This is a genomic window from Kosakonia sp. PSU_27, assembly GCF_039409795.1.
GTDB lineage: Bacteria > Pseudomonadota > Gammaproteobacteria > Enterobacterales > Enterobacteriaceae > Kosakonia.
In genome coordinates this window covers 236,218-256,462 of record NZ_JBCIVK010000007.1, presented here as the reverse complement: position 1 = coordinate 256,462, position 20,245 = coordinate 236,218, and the positions used below count along the sequence as shown (strand labels likewise).

Genomic DNA, 20,245 nt, shown 5'->3' with positions numbered 1-20,245 from the left:
AAAGTTTTCAGCTTTAAGCCAGTTATTATGCGCCGCGCCCGCTGAACTGATGCAGCAGTAGCTCCGCAACGGTGGGCGCAACGCCGTCTGCGGCAAGCAGCACAAACGCAGCGCCCCAGCTTTGCATAGTGTCGAACTTGCATATTGTCGAAGACGCGCGCAAATAAAATGGGTGTCCGTGAGCAAGGCACCAGCGGCATAAAAAACCCCGCGTTGCGGGGTCTTACCATTCAGCGGCTACGCATCACTTCGACACATCCGCGCCGAAGTATTTCTGCGAAATGCGTTGATAAGTGCCGTCGGCTTTGATCTCTTCCAGTGCCTTATCAATCGCGGCTTTCAGTTGCGGGTTGCCCTTGCGGAATAACACGCCGGATTTCTCCGCGTCAGATTGCGTGGCGACAATTTTCACCGGCGCGTCGGGTTTATGTTTTTTGAAATCCAGGAATGACAGGTTGTCGTTGATGGTCGCATCGGCGCGCCCCTGCACCACCAAATCGACAGACTGGTTAAAGCCGTCGGTGGCGACGATCTCCGCACCATATTTGCGCGCGATCTGCGCATAGTTGCTGGTCAGCGTGTGGGCGGATTTTTTACCTTTTAAATCCTCGAAACGGGTGATTGCCGTATTTTTGCTGTTGACGATCAACACCGCTTTGGAGGCGATATACGGCTCGGAGAAGTCATATTTTTTCTGGCGTTCCGGCGTAATGCCCACCTGATTGATCACCGCGTCGTAGCGGTTAGCATCAATACCGGCGATCAGGCCATCCCATTTGCCTTCAACAAACTGGGCGTTCACTTTCAGGCGCTTGGCGATTTCCTGGCCGATTTCGACATCAAACCCTTCCAGCTTGCCGGCGGCGTTATGGAAAGTGAAGGGCGGATAAGTCCCTTCGGTGCCAATTTTTAACACCCCGGCGGACTGAATTTTTGCCAGATCATCCTGCGCCAGCGCCGCGTGAGCAAAGCCCAGCTGCATAACGCCTGCTATCACCAGTGTTGCGAATGCCTTCATCTGCGTTACCCCGTAAATATTGTTATTGATGCGCTTCGATAGTCGAAAACGCTGTGCTTAAAGAGGCGATGAATTCCGTGGTTCGTGGTTTCTTCGCCTGTGAAAAAAGGGTGCTGGCGCTGCCCGATTCGACAATTTCCCCGGCTTCGAGAAATACCACCTGGCTTGCGATATGGGCTGCTAAGCGCAGATCGTGGGTGGCCATAATCATCGTCGTGCCCTCGTGTGCCAGCTGGCGCAGGACGGCGACCACTTCGCCGGAAAGTTCCGGGTCGAGCGCCGAGGTTGGCTCATCGCACAGTAACACCGCAGGCGAAGGTGCCAGCGCGCGGGCAATCGCCACGCGTTGTTGCTGGCCGCCGGAAAGTGTATTCGGCAGTGCGTTACGCTTATGCAGCATGCCAACCTTCTCCAGCAGCGCCTCGCCGCGTTTGCGGGCTCGCTCGCGGTCCCATTTATGCACCGTAATCAGTCCCTCGGTAATGTTGTCGAGAGCGGTCATATGCGGAAACAGCGCAAAGTTTTGAAAAACCATTCCGGTCTGACGGCTCATCCGGCGAATATCCTGGCCTTTAATACGGGCACCTGGCGTAAATACCATCTCTTCTTTGCCGATGGTTAATTCCCCGGACTGGGGGATTTCCAGCAAATTAATACAACGTAATAATGTACTTTTCCCGCTACCGGAGGGGCCAATTAAGGCGGTGACGGTGCCTTCTGCTACCGTTAAATGAATATTTTGCAGCACCCGGTGACCGGCAAAACTTTTTTCAATGTTGCAGAGCGTTATCATTTGCCCGCTCCTTAACGGTTGTCCCGGCTAATTTCCGCTCCAGCTTCTCTTGTAAATGCGATAAGACAGAGCTGAATAAGAGATAAATCACCGCGGCCTCGCTATATAAAATTAACGGCTCGTAAGTCACCGCGGCTATTTGCTGCGCAGCGAGAAACATCTCCGGCACGGTGATCACCGAGGCCAGCGAGGTGTCTTTCACCAGCGAGATAAAGGTATTGGATAACGGCGGCACAGCGATGCGCGCGGCCTGCGGCAGAATAATGCGCCGTAGCGCCTGCGCCCAGGTCATGCTGATGGCATGCGCGGCTTCCCACTGACTTTTAGGCACGGCGAGCAGCGTGGCGCGGATCACTTCCGAGGTATAAGCACCAATATTTACCGTAAAACCAATCACCGCCGCCGGAAAGGCATCGATAGTCACTCCCGCGCTGGGCAACGCGTAAAAAATTAAAAATAATTGTACTAATAACGGGGTGCCGCGAATTAACCAGACGTAAAATATGACTATCGGTTTTAAACATGCCGGGCCATATAAACGCAATAACGCCACAATAAAACCGAGTGTCAGACCAAGAATAAATGCGCTTAACGTTAAGGGAATGGTAAATTTCAGCCCGGCGGAAAGCATTGGCCAGAACGAATCGATCGCTAAGGGTAACCATGTTGGCACTAAACACCTTCCGCACATCATTTATTGCCAGAAAAAGCTGGCAGAATGCTATGTAAATATTCCAGTTGATTATTCTGGTACCGTATTAAAATGAATTATATTCGTTGTGTCTGTGGCGAAAACCAATATATCCGGATAAGAATATGCGCAAATGTGCTAAAGGCCGTTGGCTGTGCGACAGCGAACAACTGTTGGGCAGCGGACTGTTGCGAAACTGCAAATCGGCAACGGTGGATGCCATAGCCCGCACCGAAGTTTAAAAATGCAGGCCAACTGACGGCTGTTTTTAATTTTAAATACGCAAATTTCATTTAGGGAGATATTATTGTAAATTGAAGAATATATGATGCGTTATTATTTATTGTTAGCTGAATCGAATAACCTGAAATCCACTGTTTTATCAGGGTAATTTGCACTGAATTGATTTTAAATAAGTTATTATTTTAATTATAAAATAAGACGATTCTGATATGTATTTGGCTGTCGTTTTTATGAACTGTGGATAATATTATTCGTAATCGTTGGTCGTTAGTAAATAATACGCGCGCGTATAAGTTTCTTTTGAATGATTTCCCGCAAATCGTTTTCTCCCGAAATATCCGCCGCTGCTACCAAGGAATACGTATGGTTAACCGGATAACCGTCCTGTCATCCGTTGGCAGTGATTCACTCCTGTTCTGGAAATTGAAAGGGGAAGAGCATCTTTCTGCTCCTTTTCGCTTTCAGGTCGACCTGCTGAGCAAAGACTTCACCCTTGATCGGCAAAAACTGCTCGGGCAGGAGATGACGGTGGTGATCCCGTGCCAGATTCCGGGTAGCGAACGCTATCTTTCCGGGAGAGTGACCGCCGTTTCGGTGCGTACCGAAGAACTGGACGGCACGCAGTACGCGGCGTACCAGGCGACGCTGGAACCCGATTTCTGGCCGATGATGCGCGATCGCAACTTCCGTATTTTCCAGCAGCAACGCGTGCCGGATATCGCCAAAACGCTGTTTTCCGAATACAACGTCAGGGTTGAAGACAAACTGACGCGCAGCTATCGCCAGTGGGATTACAGCGTGCAGTATGGTGAAAGCAGCTTCCACTTCATCAGCCGTTTGCTGGAGCTTGAAGGCATCAGCTACCTGTTTCGCCACAGCAAAGAGGGGCACACGCTGGTGCTGATGGACGACTACTCGCAGGCGGAGGCGTTTCCCGGTTACGACACTATTCCCTGGCATGCGCAAACCGGCGGCGGCGCGGTCAACGAAGAGGGCATCAGCCAGTTGGTGGCGAACCACGTGGTGACGCCGGGTCTGTACAGCACCGATGATTACGATTTCCGAAAGCCGCATGCCTGGATGCTGCAAACCCTGCAAAACCCCGTTTCGCCAAGCCCAGGGAAAATTGATGTGTATGACTGGCCAGGCCGCTTTGTTGAGCATGGCGACGGTGAAGCGTACGCGCGTATTCGCCAGCAGGCCTGGCAGGCGGAGCAGCAGCAAATGCAAGGCTCCGGTACCGCGACCGGCATCGCGCCTGGCCATCTTTTTCGGCTTACCAATGCACCCAATTTCGCCGATAACACGCAGTGGCTGGTGATTGGCGCCCGGTATGCGTTTGAAGAGAATCAGTACGCCTCCGGCGGGCAATTCAGTTCACAGCATAACATCGCCTTTACCGTTATTCCGGCGACAACGCCTTTTCGCCCGGCATCGGTCACCGACTGGCCGCGCACCTATGGCCCGCAAACGGCGCGCGTGGTCGGGCCGCAGGGCGAATCGATCTGGACGGACAAATATGGCCGCGTGAAGGTGAAGTTCCACTGGGATCGGCAAAGCCAGGGCGATGAAAACAGCTCTTGCTGGGTGCGCGTCTCCAGCGCGTGGGCCGGGCAGGGCTACGGCGGTGTGCAGATCCCGCGTGTGGGCGACGAAGTGGTGGTCGATTTTATTAACGGTGAGCCGGACAGACCGATAATCATTGGTCGCGTCTATAACGAAGCCAGCATGCCGCCGTGGGCGCTGCCGGCGGCGGCGACGCAGATGGGCTTTATGAGCCGTTCGAAAGACGGTTCGCCGGATAACGCCAACGCCCTGCGCTTTGAAGACAAACCCGGTGAGGAGCAACTCTGGCTGCATGCTGAGCGCAACATGGATACCGAAGTCGAAAACGACGAAACCCATGATGTTGGCAGCAACCGCACCAAAACCGTTGGCAAAGACGAAACCAGCCATATCAAACAGAACCGTACCCGCACAGTGGACGGCAATGAAACCGTCACTATCGGCCAGGATCGCAGCAAAACCATCAACGGTAACGAAACCACCACCGTGCAGCAGAACCGCACCGAAAGCGTGAAAGGCAATGAAACTCTCAGTGTCGAGCAAAACCGCGATGAGACCATTACCGGCAATCACACCACCACGGTGAAGAGCAACAACACCGGCACCGTGCAAGGCAACCAGACGCTGACCGTGGTGCAGGACAGAACCCGCACCGTGCAGGGCAACGAAAAGGTGAGCGTGCAGCAAAACCGCACCGTACAGGTCACTGGCGACCAGACGCTGGAAGTGACCGGTAACCGCAACGTCACCGTCAGCAGCAACGAAGTGCGCACGGTGGTGCGAAAGCAAGAGGTGAATATCGGTGCCGGGCGCACGCTGAGCATTACCGGCGGCGACACCCGTTTTACCCAGGGTAGCGTGGCGGACAGCGCAACGGATACCTTCCAGATCAACGTCGGCGAAAGCGGCATTCTGATTGGCAACGGCAGCGTGGAGATCACCGCGGGCGGCTCGACCATCACCATTAACGCGGCGGGCGTGATGGTCAATGGCAAGAAAATCGAGCTTAACGCCTGATAAGGACACGGAATGCGCGCGGCAAAGAACCCCACAGAGAAAGTGATGAGCGAGCTGGAGCTAAGCTGGCTGGACGCCAGCGAGAACGCTGCGCGTACCCGCCTGTTTATCTGGCGCGTTCCGGCGGGCGGCGAATCGCTGCTGGATGCCTTTATCGCCCTGCAACAGCACGCGGAAGGCCGCACACTGCCGGATCTGTTTCTTGGGTTGAATACCCCCTTCGAAACCGGTTATGGCTACAGCGACGCGCTGGGGCGGGAGTTTGTCGAGCAGTACGAAGCCACGGAAAATGCCGCCGCCTGGAATGCGGAACCCTGGCTGCCCTGTTACTCCCCGGCGCAACTGAACCGCTTATTACAGAGTTTCGCACAGGCTTTTGCAGACGATCTCCGTTACCTGGTACTGGTGCTTAAACCCGCCGCTGTCAGCGACGAAAGCGCCCTGGCGCGCTGGTTGACAGGCTGGCTGGAGCAGGATGAGAGTGCCCCGCGTGTGCTGTTGATTGATACGCTGGAACAACCGATCTGGCAGCCGTTATATGAGGCGCATCCGCACGGGGTGCAGTTGATTGTCGATGAAGTCGATGGCATGCGGGTGATGCACCAGACCGCGCAGCAGCAGACGGATACCGATGCCGACCGGTTGCTGTTTCGCCGCTACCTTGCTGACGCGATGCTGCTGCTGGAAAAAGGCAGTGCCGCACAAGTCGCCGCACGCGGCGAGCTGGCGCTGGGCATTGCGCAGCGGCGCGGCTGGACGGATCAACAAGCGATGATGCACAACCTGATGGCCGGTGGCTGGCTAAAAGGCGGCGACCATGCGCAGGCCGTCACTCACTACCGGCAGGCACAAACCCTCTCTGATGATATCCCTGATCCGGCGCTGAAAGGGCAGTTACGCACGCAAAGCACCTTCGGTGAAGCGGGCGCGTGGTTCGCGAAAAAAGATCACCTGCAGGCGGCGAAAGGCTATCGCCAGGCGGCGCTGGAAGCACAGGCCATTCCCCATCCGGTATTTGAGATGGAAGGCTGGCGCATGTCCGGGTTTTGCCTCTGGCTTGCCGGTCACCGACCGACGGCGATGGAGGAGTACGCGCGCGCCGTACAGGCGGCGGAAAGCGTGGCGCTGCCCGAACGCAGCCAGACCACGTTGCCGCTGGTGTTTCAGGATTTACTCCGTATGCACGATAAGCGCCGCACCGAGGCGCTCGAAGCATGCGCTGCGCGCTGGCAACGTGAAAAACAGCGGCTAATTCAGCAGGCGGAAGCGGCCCTGCCCGCCGGGCCGACCGTCGCGCAAGTTAAGCAGACCGAAAGCCGCTTGCAGTTACAACTTGAGGCCATGTTTACCGTGATCCGCGAGGAGCGGGAAAATCTGATTCGTCGCGGCGATGACAGTTTTCGCCGCGTTATCCGGCTGGCGCGGGAGAAATTACACCCGCACTGGAACGGCCTGCCGGAGATCGCTCATCCCTTTGATGCGCCCCCTGGCGAGTGGCAGAACCTGCCCGACTGGGGCAACCATGACGCATCGTTATCTGATACTGCAGGAAGCAACCCGCTATGAAAAATCGCATCATTATTATTGTTGTCGTCACGCTGCTCGCGCTGCTGTTTTTAAGCCTTTCCGATAGCGAGCTGGCGACAGAGGTTCGAACGTTCTTACGCGCGTTACTGCGCGCCATGTTCTGAGGCCAGACTTATGCACTCCGGCGCGCACTTCGATCCGCAGCTCGGGCTGGATATTCATACCTACCCGTGGCCGCTGCCAACGCCGCATATCGGCATTGTTTTTGACGTGTTCGATTACCTGCCGCTGATTGGCACCACGGTGCACGTCAACAGCATTAAGCGTGCGAGTGCAGGAACGGGCGGCATCGCCGTGCATATTCCGGTCGGCGGCGTATGGGTGCCGCCGCTACGCGCTCCGGGCGGGCCGCAAATTGAAGACGAGCTGTTTATGGGCAGTAAAACCGTCTCGGTGGACGGCGAACCCTTCTCGCGCATCGGCATGCCGGTGTTGAGCTGCAACATTATTGGTCTGGTGCCGCCGTTTCGCCTCAAGCGCGCCACCAAGCCAAAACCGCTCTCTCTCACGCTCCCGCTCACCTTTAACCTCGCCATTCCCAATAACGTGGTAGTGGGCGGCCCGCCGACCATCAACCTGATGGCGTTGCTGATGCGCGCCGGGTTAAGCGGGCTGGGTAAAGGCTTCAAGAAACTGAAGAAAACGCCGCAGTGGCGGCTGTTTATGCGCCGCTTTCGTAAGCTGCGGCAAAAGCTGTTTCGCAATATGGACTCCGGCTTCCTCAAGTGCCGCGTGTTGCGCGCCGAACCGGTGGATATTCGCGACGGCAGCGTCAGCCTGGAGCAGCAGGATTTCCTGTTAGCGGGTCGTCTGCCGCTGGCGTGGGCGCGGACCTATTCGTCGGCGGATAGTGAGGTCGAAGGGGTGTGCGGCTTTGGCTGGTCAACCCCGGCAGATATCCGCCTCGATGTGCTGGCAGAAGAGGGCGTCGCGCTGCTGACGCAGCCGGAAGGGATGACATTATTTGCTGCGTTGCCGCAAAGCGACGGGCGCGAACATGCCATTCACGGTTTGCCGGAGGGCAGCCGCCTGTGGCGGGAAACCCGTGATGGCGAGGTGGTGTGGCGGGTGGATCAGGAAAGCGGCCCGCTGCTGCACTTTAGCGGCAAACAGGGCGCCCTGCCGATTTCCGATATTGTCGATCGTAGCGGTAATGGCTGGAAATTCGAGCGTGATGAGGGCGAGTTACGGAAAATTCGCGAGTACACCCACGCGGGGATGACCGGGCGCGAAATCCTCGTCACACAGGAGCGAAACCGTCTGCATTCTCTGCGTCTGCATAATGCGCTGGACGGAGAGATAACGCCGCTTACCCGCTACGAATATGACACCCACGGCCAGTTGAGCGCGGAGATCGATGCGCTGTCGCATCCGCGCCGTTTTGCGTATCAGCAGCGTCGTATGGTCAGCCATGTTGACCGCAACGGGCAGGGGTTTCACTACCAGTACAACGAGGCCTGGCAGGTTATCCACGCCTGGGGTGATGGCGGGGTGTGGGATTATCACTTTGCGTACCACGCGCTGCTCAACGAAGTGGAAGTGACCGACTCGCAGGGTGCTGTTTCGCGCATCACCTTTGATGAAAATGGCCTGCCCGTCTCGGAAATCGATCCGTTGGGTGGCAACACCGTGTTCCGCTATGACGATTTTGGCCGCACGGTGGAAGTGACAGAGCCGGACGGCAGTACGCACCGCTGGGAGTATGACGAACAGGGGCGCATGACTGTTGAACAGATGCCCGATGGTTGCGCGATTCAGGCGGTTTATGACGATGACGGGCAATTACTGGCGCTTACCGATGAGAAAGGCGCGGTCTGGCGCTCGGAATACAGTGAGGCCGGTAATCTTACCCGCGAAATCGATCCCACCGGCGTCGCCACAAGTTATCAGTACGACGCGTTTGGGCAGCTTTGTGCGGCGCATGTGCCCGGTGTTTCGCCCACGCGCTACCAGTATGATCGTTATGGCTTTCCGCAGCGGATTGAACAGGCTGGCGCGGGCGCGATACAGCTTCGCCACGCGGCCCGTGGAACGCTGCTGGAGCGTATTGACGAAAGCGGGGGGATAACCCGTTTTCACTGGGACAGCAAAGACCGTCTGGTGGCAACCACCGATCCGGCAGGCGGGGAAATACGTGTTGTCTACGATCGAGAAGATGACCCGGTAAGTTACACCGATGAGCAGGGGCGCACTACGCAGCTTCGCTATAACGGCAGCGGCATGCTGACGGCCTGCGAAACCCCGGACGGCGCGACGCTGCGCTTTCTCTATGATGCGGAAGATCGCCTGGTGACGGTGGTGAATCAAAATGGCCAACGCTGGCAACTGACGCGCGATGCGCTCGGGCGGGTGACACAAGAGCATGATTATTGGGGGCAGGTGACGCGTTACGGTTGGGATAAGGCCAGCCGGTTGATAAGTCGTGAAGATCCGCTGGGTCGCGAAGTGCGCTACGGCTATGACAAAAGGGGACGGCTGACGGAGCGGCGCAGCGGCGACACGTTACAGGTTAAATACCATTACGATCCCTGCGGACGGATGGTGCTGTGTGAAAACCCGTGGCGGCGGCTGAGCTGGCGCTATGACGATGCCGGGCGTGTCCTGCTGGAAGAGCAGGACGGTTTTCAACTGCGCTACGGTTACAACGAACGCGGTGTGTTGATCACACGTGAAAGCGACAGTGGTCACCAGGTGCGTTATCACCTCGATGAGCATGAACGGCTCAGCCAGATACAGCTTAACGACGATGCGCCTATTCTGTTCACCTACGACGAGGCCGGGCGATGCGTGAGCGAACAGCTCTCCACCGATGTCCTGCGTACCTTTACTTTCGACAGACTGGGGCGGCTCAGTACCCAGCAGGTGCTGCAACACGATTTACCATTGTTTGCCAGCGGGTTTGCTTACGATCGCGCCGGGAATCTGACGTTACGGGAAGATAGCCTGTGGGGCAGCGATCGCTACAGCTACGATCCGGTGGGACGGTTGACGGCGCATACGACACCCGATGGCGCACTGCGACAATTTGTGCAGGATGCCGCCGGTAATCAATTGCAGACGCAAACGCGCGAGGTGAATGACAGCGCGGGCGGTTGGTTTCGCGAAGGCATTCACCACGGCGTGCGCTATGTGTTTGACCGCGCCGGTGAGCTACGCCAGCGGCGGGATAGCCAGTGCGAAGGCGAAAAAGAGGATTTTGTCTGGGATGACAATCGCCAGTTGGTCGCCGTGCGTAAAGGCGACAGCCTGGTGCGCTATGGCTATGACGGCCTGGGTCGACGGGTATTCAAGCAGACGGCGAGCGAAACCCGCTGGTTTTACTGGCAGGATGATGTGCTGGCGGGTGAAACGGTCACCAGGTTACAGGAACCGCTGGCCGCGCTGAGTATTTTCGATACCGGCGGCAGGTTAAAACGGCAGAAAGCGCAGGCTAACCTGTTCAGTGAGATGCGGGAATATATCTACTACCCGGACAGTTTCTGGCCGCTGGCGTTACTGACGCAAGAAGAGGGCGAAAAGCAGAGCTGGCACTACCACTGCGATCCCAACGGTGCGCCGGTCAGATTGACCTCGCCACAGGGAGAGATTGTCTGGTCGGAGAAAAGCGGCATCTGGGGCGAGAAAGGAGAGGTTTACGCCAGCCGCATCGACAATCCGCTGCGTTTTCAGGGGCAGTATTACGACGCGGAAACCGGGCTGCACTATAACCGCTATCGCTATTATGACCCGAACATTGCGGCCTATATCAGCCAGGATCCGGTGGGGATGGTGGCGGGGGTTAGCGTATACCAATATGCGCCAAATCCACTGGCATGGAGCGATCCGCTCGGCTTGCAGCGCTGCCTGGGGCTGCCGTCTACGCGCCCGCCCGGTGGCTCGAAGAAGAAGTACAACCGCGCCAAAGGGCAAGGGTTATATATTCTGCACGAGAATGGCAAAATCCGTTATGTTGGACGCGGTGATGCACCCACCCGTTTAAACGCCCATGCGAAAACGCCGGGTAAATCGCATCTGGAACAGCTGATCATTTTTGACAATAACTTAACCAAAGCTGAAGCTAAATTTCTGGAAGAAAAACTTATTGGTATGCATGGTGGTGCTAAGTCAATGAATCCATTAACGAATTTATTGAATGATATCCGGTCTTACCGCCCCGGAAATAAAAACGCACCCACCTATAAAATCGCTGGCGATAGCTCAGCATGGGGTAAAGAAATCTTACAAGACGCGCTGTCTATCATAAGGGGTAGCATATGAGTCAAAAGTACCAGGAAGGTGATATCTTTCTGATCCCAACTGCCGATGGTCGGTTTGCCGTGTGTCAGATCGTCTGTGCCTTAAAGGGGCGCTTTAAAAAGGCTTTCGCATTTGGCGTGCTGAGCATTCAGGCTGATAAAACCATTCCGCAACACGATGAGTTTCTGAAGTTTAAAAACTCACGAGGCATGACCAATGTGATCTTTGCGGCGGTTGATAGCCTCAAAAGTGGTGAGTGGGAAATCATTGGTCATATCCCGCTGACGGAGTGGAAAAACGAGCTGAAAATATTCCATAGCGCCGGGCATTTGTACAATGGCGATGATTACGTCAGAGTGCTTGATAAAAGCGAATACAAGCAATTCAATGTAATGGGCGTTGCCGGTAACGAGCTGGTACAGCAATATCTGGCGCAACATTGATGCATAAAGAAGTGAAGACGTTGCGCTTCACTTCTTGTTAATACTTTTAACTCACCAGGCATGTCTTATATCTACTTATTGATTAAACATTTCCTCCGTAATTTTTCACCGCGAGTACAGCGCCTTATATTGGTTAAGGCTCGTAATTCTGTTTTTGTATATTGTCGCTAAGGGAAAATAAAGGGGGTGGTCTGTCGTCGATTTATTATAGGCAAAGTTACAAAATTGGCGGTTATTGATATTAAAAGCCAGTAATGATTTTAATGAGTTTAAAAAATGACAAGTATTATATATCACCAAAGCGAGTGAGGAATGAGATCGTTTAAACATCAGTAAATTAGCCTGTTCAATGCTGAGTTCGACCAAAAAAGAAGATTATCGCCTTTTGATTTCTACCCGATAAAAAGCACTCCTCGCACACTTTAAAGGAGAGTAATCAGTAAGTTGCTAAAGAACCCCATTATGGGGAAGAATATATTCCCTTGCAGGCGACTATCTTTCGCAATAACGACTCGCTTTAAAAAATATATTTACGCACGAAAAGAGCATGATAATTCCTGGTTTTATCTCTTTACATGATTAATCTTATTTTTTTACGATGAACTTATGAATTATCCTAGGTAATTATGCAACGTTAAAATCCACATCCGGTTTCTGACGGATTTTTGTTTGATATATCCAGGATAAAGTTCTGAAAGATTATTTTAATTTTATAAAATCTCTTTTGTATCTCTTTGAATTCCGCCCGTTTATGGCTGTTATTCCGCTTTTAGCCAATGATCAACCTTCGCTGGAGCGATATAAAATGATCTCCTACGCTGTATTTCAACTTCCTTTTATCGGGCTGCTTATCTGCTCGCATGATGGCGAGGTCATTTAACGCTTACTGAAGAAATAGCGGTAATAAACGCGGCTGATCCTGTCCAGGAGAGCTGGTGGACAGTTTTTTGCTGATGGAAACAGGCAACCATGAATAAATGGTGGCCCCGCTACCTGCACGTTAAAAAGCTCTTCTGTCACATACAACCTTCCCTATTTAAAAAAGTTGAGGGGATACCTTATGTACGACTCTTATTACGATACCAAAACGATACTGGACAAAATCAGCCTTGCCCGCACCGGCGGGACAGATGACGGTGGCGTGGTCACCCAAAGCAGTGACGTGGTCACCCAAAGCAGTCTGGTTGATGAAAACAGCCTGCTCGCCTCACTGATGCCCAACTCCTTTGCCGAAATCTGGGCCAGCTATCAGGATGTGTTAACGCTCGGCGAGGCGGAGTACCTCAGCCAGGCGATCAGCGATGCGCAGAAAAAAAACACCGAAACCGAAGTGCGCACCTTCAGCCGGGCCAACCCGCAGCTGGCGCAGGCGGTCAGCCTGGGGATCAGCCAGAACCGTAACACACGGGATTACAACTCCGCGTTCGGCAACCGGGCGCAAATGTACGTTTCGCCGGGTTCGGTGGCATCGATGTTCTCGCCTGCCGGTTACCTGACCGAGCTCTACCGGGAAGCCCGCGACCTGCATACCACCGGCCACGCGCGCCATCTGGACAGCCGCCGCCCGGATCTGTCCCGGCTGGCGCTGAGCCAGGACAATATGGACGCGGAAGTCACCACGCTCTCCATCGCCAACGATATCGTGCTGAACGCCATTGCCAGCCGGGAAGGGACGGACGGCGACGCGGTAATGGAAAAACTCGCCGCCTGGCGCTTCTCCGGCAACACGCCGTACCACCTGCCGTATGAAAGCGCGCGCCTGGCGGTACTGCTGCAGGATCCGATGCTGGACGCGCTGACGGATAACCCGGCGATTGCGCAGCAGGTGGATCTCAACTCGCTGCTGGCGATCGTGGCGGATGTGTCGCCGGAGCTGTACCGCATCCTGACCGAGGAGATCAGCGCCGGTAGTGCTGCCGATCTGTACAGCAAAAACTTCGGCACGACCACCGCCGACACGCTGATGAACACCTATATGCTGGCCGGGTATTACGATGTGAGCGTGGAAGATCTGACGGCCTTAACCAGCCTGCTGACGCACCACGATTTTTCCGAGCCGGTGCCGTATTACGTCAACAATATGCTGACCACGATGGTGTCAGCCGATGACAGTTCTGCCGGTGGGGTGGTGCAGATTGTCCGCAGCGGGTTGCACAGTACGCTCAACTATGCAGAGTTGTTACCGCAGGGCGGGGACAGCTATCTCTTTAATTTTAATTTCAATTCTGCATGGAGTGCGGCGGACGTATTACGGATTGGCACACAAAGCGGAAATTCGTCCGATTTATACCAGGGTGCACTCATACCGCAGGCAAATGAACATATCAGTATCCCTGTCACGATCCCGGCAGAAAAATTAGCCGCCGGGGTCTCGATCGGCATCACTCGTTTTGATAACGACAGTTGGAGTTATAGATACGCGTCCACCACCTTCCAGCTGTACACCCTGTCATCAGAGCAGTACCTGCTCTACCTGAACAAAATCATCCGCCTGTACAAGGCCTGCCGCCTGACGGCGGAGCAGATGTACCTGCTGATTTACAACCACCCCGGCACGGAGCCGTTTGCGACCGGTATGCTGGGGCTGAGCTTCCTCAGCTATTACTACCTGCAGCGCTACAGCCTGCGCTTTGAGGATGCGCTGGTACTGGCCGGGGGGCGCATCAGCGCCGTCGGGATGAAAGGCCGGGACAGCTACTTCACCACGCTGTTCAACACCCCGCCGCTCAGTAACCGGTCCTTCAGCGCCGACGGCGCGCCGGTGGACTGGGATTCACAGGACGCGGACCACCTGTTCCGCGCCAGCGTCATCAAGCGCGGTTTTCACACCAGCGGTGCCGACCTGAAGGTGCTGTGGCAGATAGCGGCAGGTGAGAACACGGCGTTCACCGCCACGGCGGATAACCTGGCGCTGCTCTACCGCACGCAGCTGCTGGCGGAGGTTCACCATCTTTCTGCGTCTGAGCTGGCCCTGCTGCTGGCGGTATCGCCGTGGCAGGACGTGCCGCTGTCATCGCTGGACACCGCCGGTTTCGCGGCGGCGGTGAACTTTGTCTACAGCACCACCCGCTGGCTGAAACAGCTGGGCTGGACGGTGGGTGACCTGTACCTGATGACCACCACGGACTACAGCCCGGTGCTGACCCCGGAAATCAGCAGCCTGGTGGCCTCCCTGCGCGGGGCGGTGGGTCAGGCGGACGCCGACACGCCGGCGCTTATCCGTGACATCGCGCCGGTGATAGCCGCCGCCGGGCAACTGAACCAGTCCGGCAGGGCGGAGAGCATTCTGCGCTGGCTGGATGTGCGTAAACCGGGCGGCACGGACGTGAAAACGTTTATCGCGCTGGTGCTGAAGGACACCCGCAGCGAGGCGGAGACGGGGCAGCTGGTGGCATTCTGCCAGGCGCTGGCACAGCTGGCGCTGCTGGTGCGCAAAACAGACATCAGCGACTACCTGTTATCGATGCTGATAAGCGACCCGTCGCGGTTTGCCGGCGGGGTGAGCGTCATTCCGCTGGATATTGAGTCGCTGCGCCTGCTGGGGCGGATGAACCGGCGCATCCTGCAGACCGGGGATTACGCGCAGCAGGTGCTGGCGGCGCTGGAGGCGGGGACGCTGACCACCGCGCTGCTGGCACAGGCGCTGGGGGCGACACCGCAGTCGGTGGAGCAGGCGCTGATGCTGGCGGACAGCGGGGCGGGCGGAATTATCCGTTCGCTGAAAACGCTGGACGTGACGCTGCAGTGGCTGGACTTCTCGGCGGTGCTGAACTGCACGCCGGCGGCGGTGGCGGCAGTGGTGGCGCAGAAGTACACGAACACCGGGACGGATACACCGCAGGCGTATGCCAACTGGCTGACTGTGAGCAACCTGCTGCAGGCGGGGCTGAGCGCGGAGCATACCGTAATGCTGCACCGGCAACTGGACGAGCTGACCAGCGCGGCGCTGAGCAGCTATTACATCCAGACGGCCGGTCCGGCAGAAGTGAACGACCGCGAGCAGCTGTACGCGTGGCTGCTGATCGACGGGCAGGCCTCGTCGCAGGTGACCACCACACGGGTGGCGGAAGCGATCGCCAGCATCCAGTTGTATGTCAACCGCTGCCAGAATGCTCAGGAGGCGGAGGTGCAGCGGGCGGTGCTGACACGGCAGTTCTTCACCGACTGGGACCGGTATAACAAGCGCTACAGCACCTGGGCGGGGGTGTCGGAACTGGTGTATTACCCGGAAAACTATATCGATCCGACGGTGCGCACCGGGCAGACCAGCATGATGGACGATATGCTGGCGACCATCGGGCAGAGTGAGCTGAGTGCGGACTCGGTGGGAGACGCGTTCCGGGGGTACATGACGCAGTTTGAGAAGGTGGCGAACCTGGAGATAGTCAGTGCCTACCACGACAACGCCAGCATGGAGGAGGGGAGAACCTGGTTTCTTGGCCGGGCCAGCGCCGAAGGGGAGAAATACTACTGGCGCACGCTGCAGCAGAACATGCTGACGGACGGGAAATACCCGGCGACGGCGTGGAGCGAGTGGCGGGAGATTGGCACCGGTATCGCGGCGTACAACAATATGGTGCATCCGGTGGTGTTCAATGACCGGCTGTATGTGGTGTGGGTGACGGAGCAGCCAACGGCGACGGACAACAGTGGCACGGTGACGGAGACTTCAGATCACTTTCTCAGCTTCTCGTATCTGCGTCATGACGGAAGCTGGAGCACGCCGCTGAACGGTAAGCTGTCGGATTACCTGCCTTCCGGGGATATCAGCGCGTTGTCAACAAAACATCTCTATTGTTCGAATACGAATAAGGACAACGCACAGATTGCTGTGGTGTTTTATACACCGGGTGCCAACGAATCGGTGAATCAGAACATTACGGTATCCGGGTTAACCATCTCTGCAGAGCATAAACTGGCGATTATGGCGGATGTGAAATACTACCACGGCTATATCTGGCGGGAATATGATACTCAGAGTGAAAAACGGGTTAATTTTTTAATTGTACCCGCATTAACGTATAAAGCCGGAGCACTGAATTATGAGTGGGGTTATGAAAACCTGGCCATAATGCGTAACGGCAGTTACTGGGTTAGATACCTCACGTTAGATGAGGGTGGCGGTTATTTTACGCTTGGGTACACCATGAATGTTTCTTATTCCTTTGGCGGCGATGATAGAGGTACCTTTGGCAATAATAGACGGGAGTGGACTAATTTAATTAAGTTAGTGCAGGGAGTGGGCCACAAATATGTAATTTACAGAAGGCCAGTTTTATATAATTACCAGGGATATAACGGTGAAGGGTTTGTTATTGGAGCGCTTGAGCATGATAATATTTTTGGGCCAAATTATTTGCTGCATTCCAATAGTCCAATCTACAATTTTTCGATTCGCTTGAATGACGGCATTTTTATTGATTGGGATAAATTTCGTAATGCTGGCGGCCCTACTGATTTATGGATTTTAAATGCCACTGAAAGTGACATGAACAATATAGCCTATTTTAACGATTTTTACGGCGTACATATCATAAGTGCCTTTAGCGATCCTATTTATTATTCCACCGTGGTTAATCCTGGTGATGTTGGCTATACGATGACAAGCCCCAGTGGACATTATGCCTACGCCAATGGCAGTGCAGGAATGACCACGCCAGGCTGGGATACCACTTATACTTTTAATAAATACACCACCTTCAATATATCTGAATTTAAGAACGGAAGAATGGATCTGGTGATTCGCTTTCATGCAAACAATGCGCTGGGGCAATCACTGGGTGCTCAAACCGCGACCCTGACAATTTATCAGGGGACAGAATCACGGAAAATGTCATTTCTGCGTACCGATACTGGCGTGCAATATCTGCAGCGTGGGCCTTATCGGGTTCGTATTAATACGCTATTTGCCCGCCAACTGGTAGCTCGCGCGAATCTGGGACTGGACGCCGTGCTTTCTATGGAAACCCAGTTATTACAGGAGCCGCAATTAGGCCTTGGTAACTATGTTACAGTGACGTTTCCCCCTTATGACGAGTCGTTACATGGCGAGGGTTGGTACAAGTTATATTTGGTGGGGATTACGACTTCGGCAGGCGATAATATTGATAGGGATGTTAGTCTTATTGCTTCCGGATATGTTTCCGAAACGGAAAATACGACGTTAACAATTTTCCTTCCCCATGATCCCAATAAGAAAGGAAGCGAGGATTTTTCAGGTATAGGTGTTGAGTACTCTGATTATTCAGGTTTTGGTTCATACAAAACAATAGAAAAATATGATTGGCATAGTTCAAATAATTACGAGAAAGATACGACCACAAGTAGTCGAGGATTAACTTCCTTTATTCGTGCCGGCAACACCGAACCGATGGATTTCGCCGGTGCCAACGCGCTCTATTTCTGGGAGATGTTCTTCTACGTGCCGTCGATGGTGTTCCAGCGCCTGCTGCAGGAGAGCAAGTTCGCGGAGGCCACCGCCTGGATGAAGTATATCTGGAACCCGGCTGGCTATTACGGCAGCAATGGTGCGCCAGCGCCGTGGACGTGGAACGTGCGCCCGCTGGAAGAGGACACCTCGTGGAACCCCAATCCGCTCGATTCCGTTGATCCGGACGCGGTGGCCCAGTCCGACCCGATGCACTACAAAGTCGCCACCTTTATGCGCGTGCTGGATCTGCTCATCGCGCGCGGTGACGCCGCCTTCCGGTTGCTGGAGCGCGACACGCTGAACGAAGCCAAAATGTGGTATGTGCAGGCGCTGAACCTGCTGGGACAAGAACCGTATGACTCGCTGGTCTACGGCCAGGGAAGCTGGTCCAGCCCGGTGCTGGGCGCGGCGGCGAGCCAGACGCTACATCAGGCCTACCAGTTGCAGCTGCTCAGGGCCCGTGCTGAAACAGTACCGGCTGTGGAAACGCGGACGGCGAACTCGCTGCTGGGGCTGTTCTACCCGCAGTTTAACAGCAAGCTGAGCGGCTACTGGCAGACGCTGCGCCAGCGGCTCTACAACCTGCGGCATAACCTGTCAATTGACGGCCAGGCACTGTACCTGCCGGTATACGCGGCACCGGCCAGCCCGTCGGCGCTGCTGAGCGCGGCGGTGATGTCAGCCAGCGGGGGCGATTCGCTGCCGACGGTTCCGCTGCCGTTGCTGCGCTTCCCGACGCTGCTGGAGAGTGCGCGCGCGGTGGTGAGCCAGCTTATCCAGTTCGGCAACGCGATGCAGGCCATCACCGAACGCCAGGACGCGGAAGCGCTCTCCGTGCTGCTGCAGAACCAGGGGCTGGCGCTGCTGAGCCAGAGCATTCAGGTGCAGGAGCATGCGCTGACGGAGCTGGATGCCGACAGGGAAGCGCTGCTGGTGAGCCGCGCCGCCGCCGAGCAGCGGCGTAACAGCTACCGGCAGCTGTATGACGAAAACATTAATGCCGGGGAGATTCAGGCCATGAGTCTGCAGCTCTCCTCCTCTGTCACAGCGCAAGGGGCCAACGCCCTGCATATGGGGGCCGCGGCGCTGAGTATGGTGCCCAATATCTATGGCCTGGCTAATGGCGGTGGTCGTTATGGGGCGATACTGTCGGCGGTGGGGATCGGGATCCAGATCGCTTCCGATGTTCAACGCATTGCCAGCGATAAAGTCAGCCAGTCGGAGTACTATCGCCGCCGCCGCCAGGAGTGGGAGATCCAGCGCAATAACGCGGAGTCGGAGATCAAACTGGCGGACGCGCAGCTGGCGTCGCTGAGTGTCCGGCGCGAGGGTCTGGCGCTGCAGAAAGCACAGGTGGAAACGCAACTGGCGCAGACGCAGGCGCAGCTTGATTACCTGCAGGGCAAGTTCACCGGGCAGGCGCTGTACAGCTGGCTGCGCGGTACGCTGTCATCGATTTACTACCAGTTCTATGACGCGGCGCTGACGCGCTGCCTGCTGGCACAGCGGGCGTGGCAACTGCACTTTGCCGATGAGGCGACGACCTTTATCAAACCGGGGGCGTGGCAGGGAAGCTGGATGGGCTTTATGGCCGGGGAGACGCTGATGCTGGAGCTGGAGCGGATGTCGCAGGCGTGGATCGAGCAGGATGCGCGGATGCTGGAGGTGAACAAAACCGTCTCGCTGGCAGATTTTTACCGCGGGGGGGCTGGCGGGTCGTTCATCCTCACCGATCAGGCCCCATCCCTGATCATCAACGGGTCGGGCAGTGTAGGTAGCGGGGGTAACACACTGTCGATAGCCGACGGGCAGTTGAAAGCCAGCGTCAGGCTCGCCGATCTGAGCATTCTCGATGATTACCCCGCCGGGCTTGGCGCGCGGCGGCGTATCAAACAGATAAGCGTCACGCTGGCACTGCCCGTGGGACCCTATGAGGATGTTCAGGCCGTGCTGAGTTATGGCGGCAGCGTGGTGTTACCGCAGGGGTGCAAGGCTGTAGTGGTCTCGCACGGCATGAACGACAGCGGTCAGTTCCAGCTTGATTTTAATGATGGTCGCTGGCTGCCGTTTGAAGGGATCCCGGTGGATGACAGCGGCACGCTGACCCTCAGCTTCCCGGATATCAGCGGGGAACAAAAGGAACTTCTGCTTGGCCTGGCGGATATCGTTCTGCATATCCGCTACACCATTACCGGCTAAATCGATGTTTTTATTTCAGGCT

At 55.7% G+C, this 20,245-nt stretch carries 9 protein-coding genes; 6 read left to right on the top strand and 3 right to left on the bottom strand.

Annotated features, from left to right (window positions below):
• Positions 1-244 precede the first annotated feature (244 nt).
• The 3 genes from AAIG26_RS19065 to AAIG26_RS19055 are packed head-to-tail and all read right to left on the bottom strand — an operon-like array spanning position 245 to position 2,484.
• Entirely contained in the window at positions 245-1,018 is a 774-nt protein-coding gene (locus AAIG26_RS19065; protein ID WP_020456132.1) for an amino acid ABC transporter substrate-binding protein, read from the bottom strand.
• Between the two features lie 22 nt (positions 1,019-1,040).
• Complete coding sequence (locus AAIG26_RS19060) at positions 1,041-1,811, bottom strand: amino acid ABC transporter ATP-binding protein (RefSeq protein ID WP_020456133.1); 771 nt, start codon at positions 1,809-1,811, stop codon at positions 1,041-1,043.
• Positions 1,789-2,484 (bottom strand): amino acid ABC transporter permease, encoded by a 696-nt coding sequence (locus AAIG26_RS19055; RefSeq protein WP_170956341.1) that lies wholly within the window; start codon positions 2,482-2,484, stop codon positions 1,789-1,791. The genes AAIG26_RS19060 and AAIG26_RS19055 overlap by 23 nt, the downstream gene beginning before the upstream one ends.
• A 624-nt stretch (positions 2,485-3,108) precedes the next feature.
• Here AAIG26_RS19055 and tssI point away from each other — a divergent pair.
• The 6 genes from tssI to AAIG26_RS19025 all read left to right on the top strand — a co-directional run bounded on the left by tssI (position 3,109) and on the right by AAIG26_RS19025 (position 20,223).
• Positions 3,109-5,328 carry a type VI secretion system tip protein TssI/VgrG gene (gene tssI / locus AAIG26_RS19050; RefSeq protein ID WP_343181233.1) on the top strand — a complete coding sequence of 740 codons (2,220 nt, stop codon included), beginning with the start codon at positions 3,109-3,111 and terminating at the stop codon, positions 5,326-5,328.
• Between the two features lie 12 nt (positions 5,329-5,340).
• On the top strand, positions 5,341-6,894 hold the full coding sequence (locus tag AAIG26_RS19045) for a hypothetical protein (RefSeq protein ID WP_343181232.1): 1,554 nt from the start codon (positions 5,341-5,343) through the stop codon (positions 6,892-6,894).
• Positions 6,891-7,019, top strand: a complete 129-nt coding sequence (locus AAIG26_RS19040) for a hypothetical protein (RefSeq protein WP_020456137.1) — start codon at positions 6,891-6,893, stop codon at positions 7,017-7,019. Before AAIG26_RS19045 ends, AAIG26_RS19040 begins: the two co-directional genes overlap by 4 nt.
• 10 nt (positions 7,020-7,029) lie before the next feature.
• Complete coding sequence (locus AAIG26_RS19035; RefSeq protein ID WP_343181231.1) at positions 7,030-11,172, top strand: RHS repeat-associated core domain-containing protein; 4,143 nt, start codon at positions 7,030-7,032, stop codon at positions 11,170-11,172.
• Positions 11,169-11,594, top strand: coding sequence for an immunity 26/phosphotriesterase HocA family protein (locus tag AAIG26_RS19030; RefSeq protein WP_343181230.1), 426 nt, complete (start codon positions 11,169-11,171; stop codon positions 11,592-11,594). The genes AAIG26_RS19035 and AAIG26_RS19030 overlap by 4 nt, the downstream gene beginning before the upstream one ends.
• 1,060 nt (positions 11,595-12,654) lie before the next feature.
• On the top strand, positions 12,655-20,223 hold the full coding sequence (locus AAIG26_RS19025) for a neuraminidase-like domain-containing protein (protein WP_343181229.1): 7,569 nt from the start codon (positions 12,655-12,657) through the stop codon (positions 20,221-20,223).
• Positions 20,224-20,245: the final 22 nt, after the last annotated feature.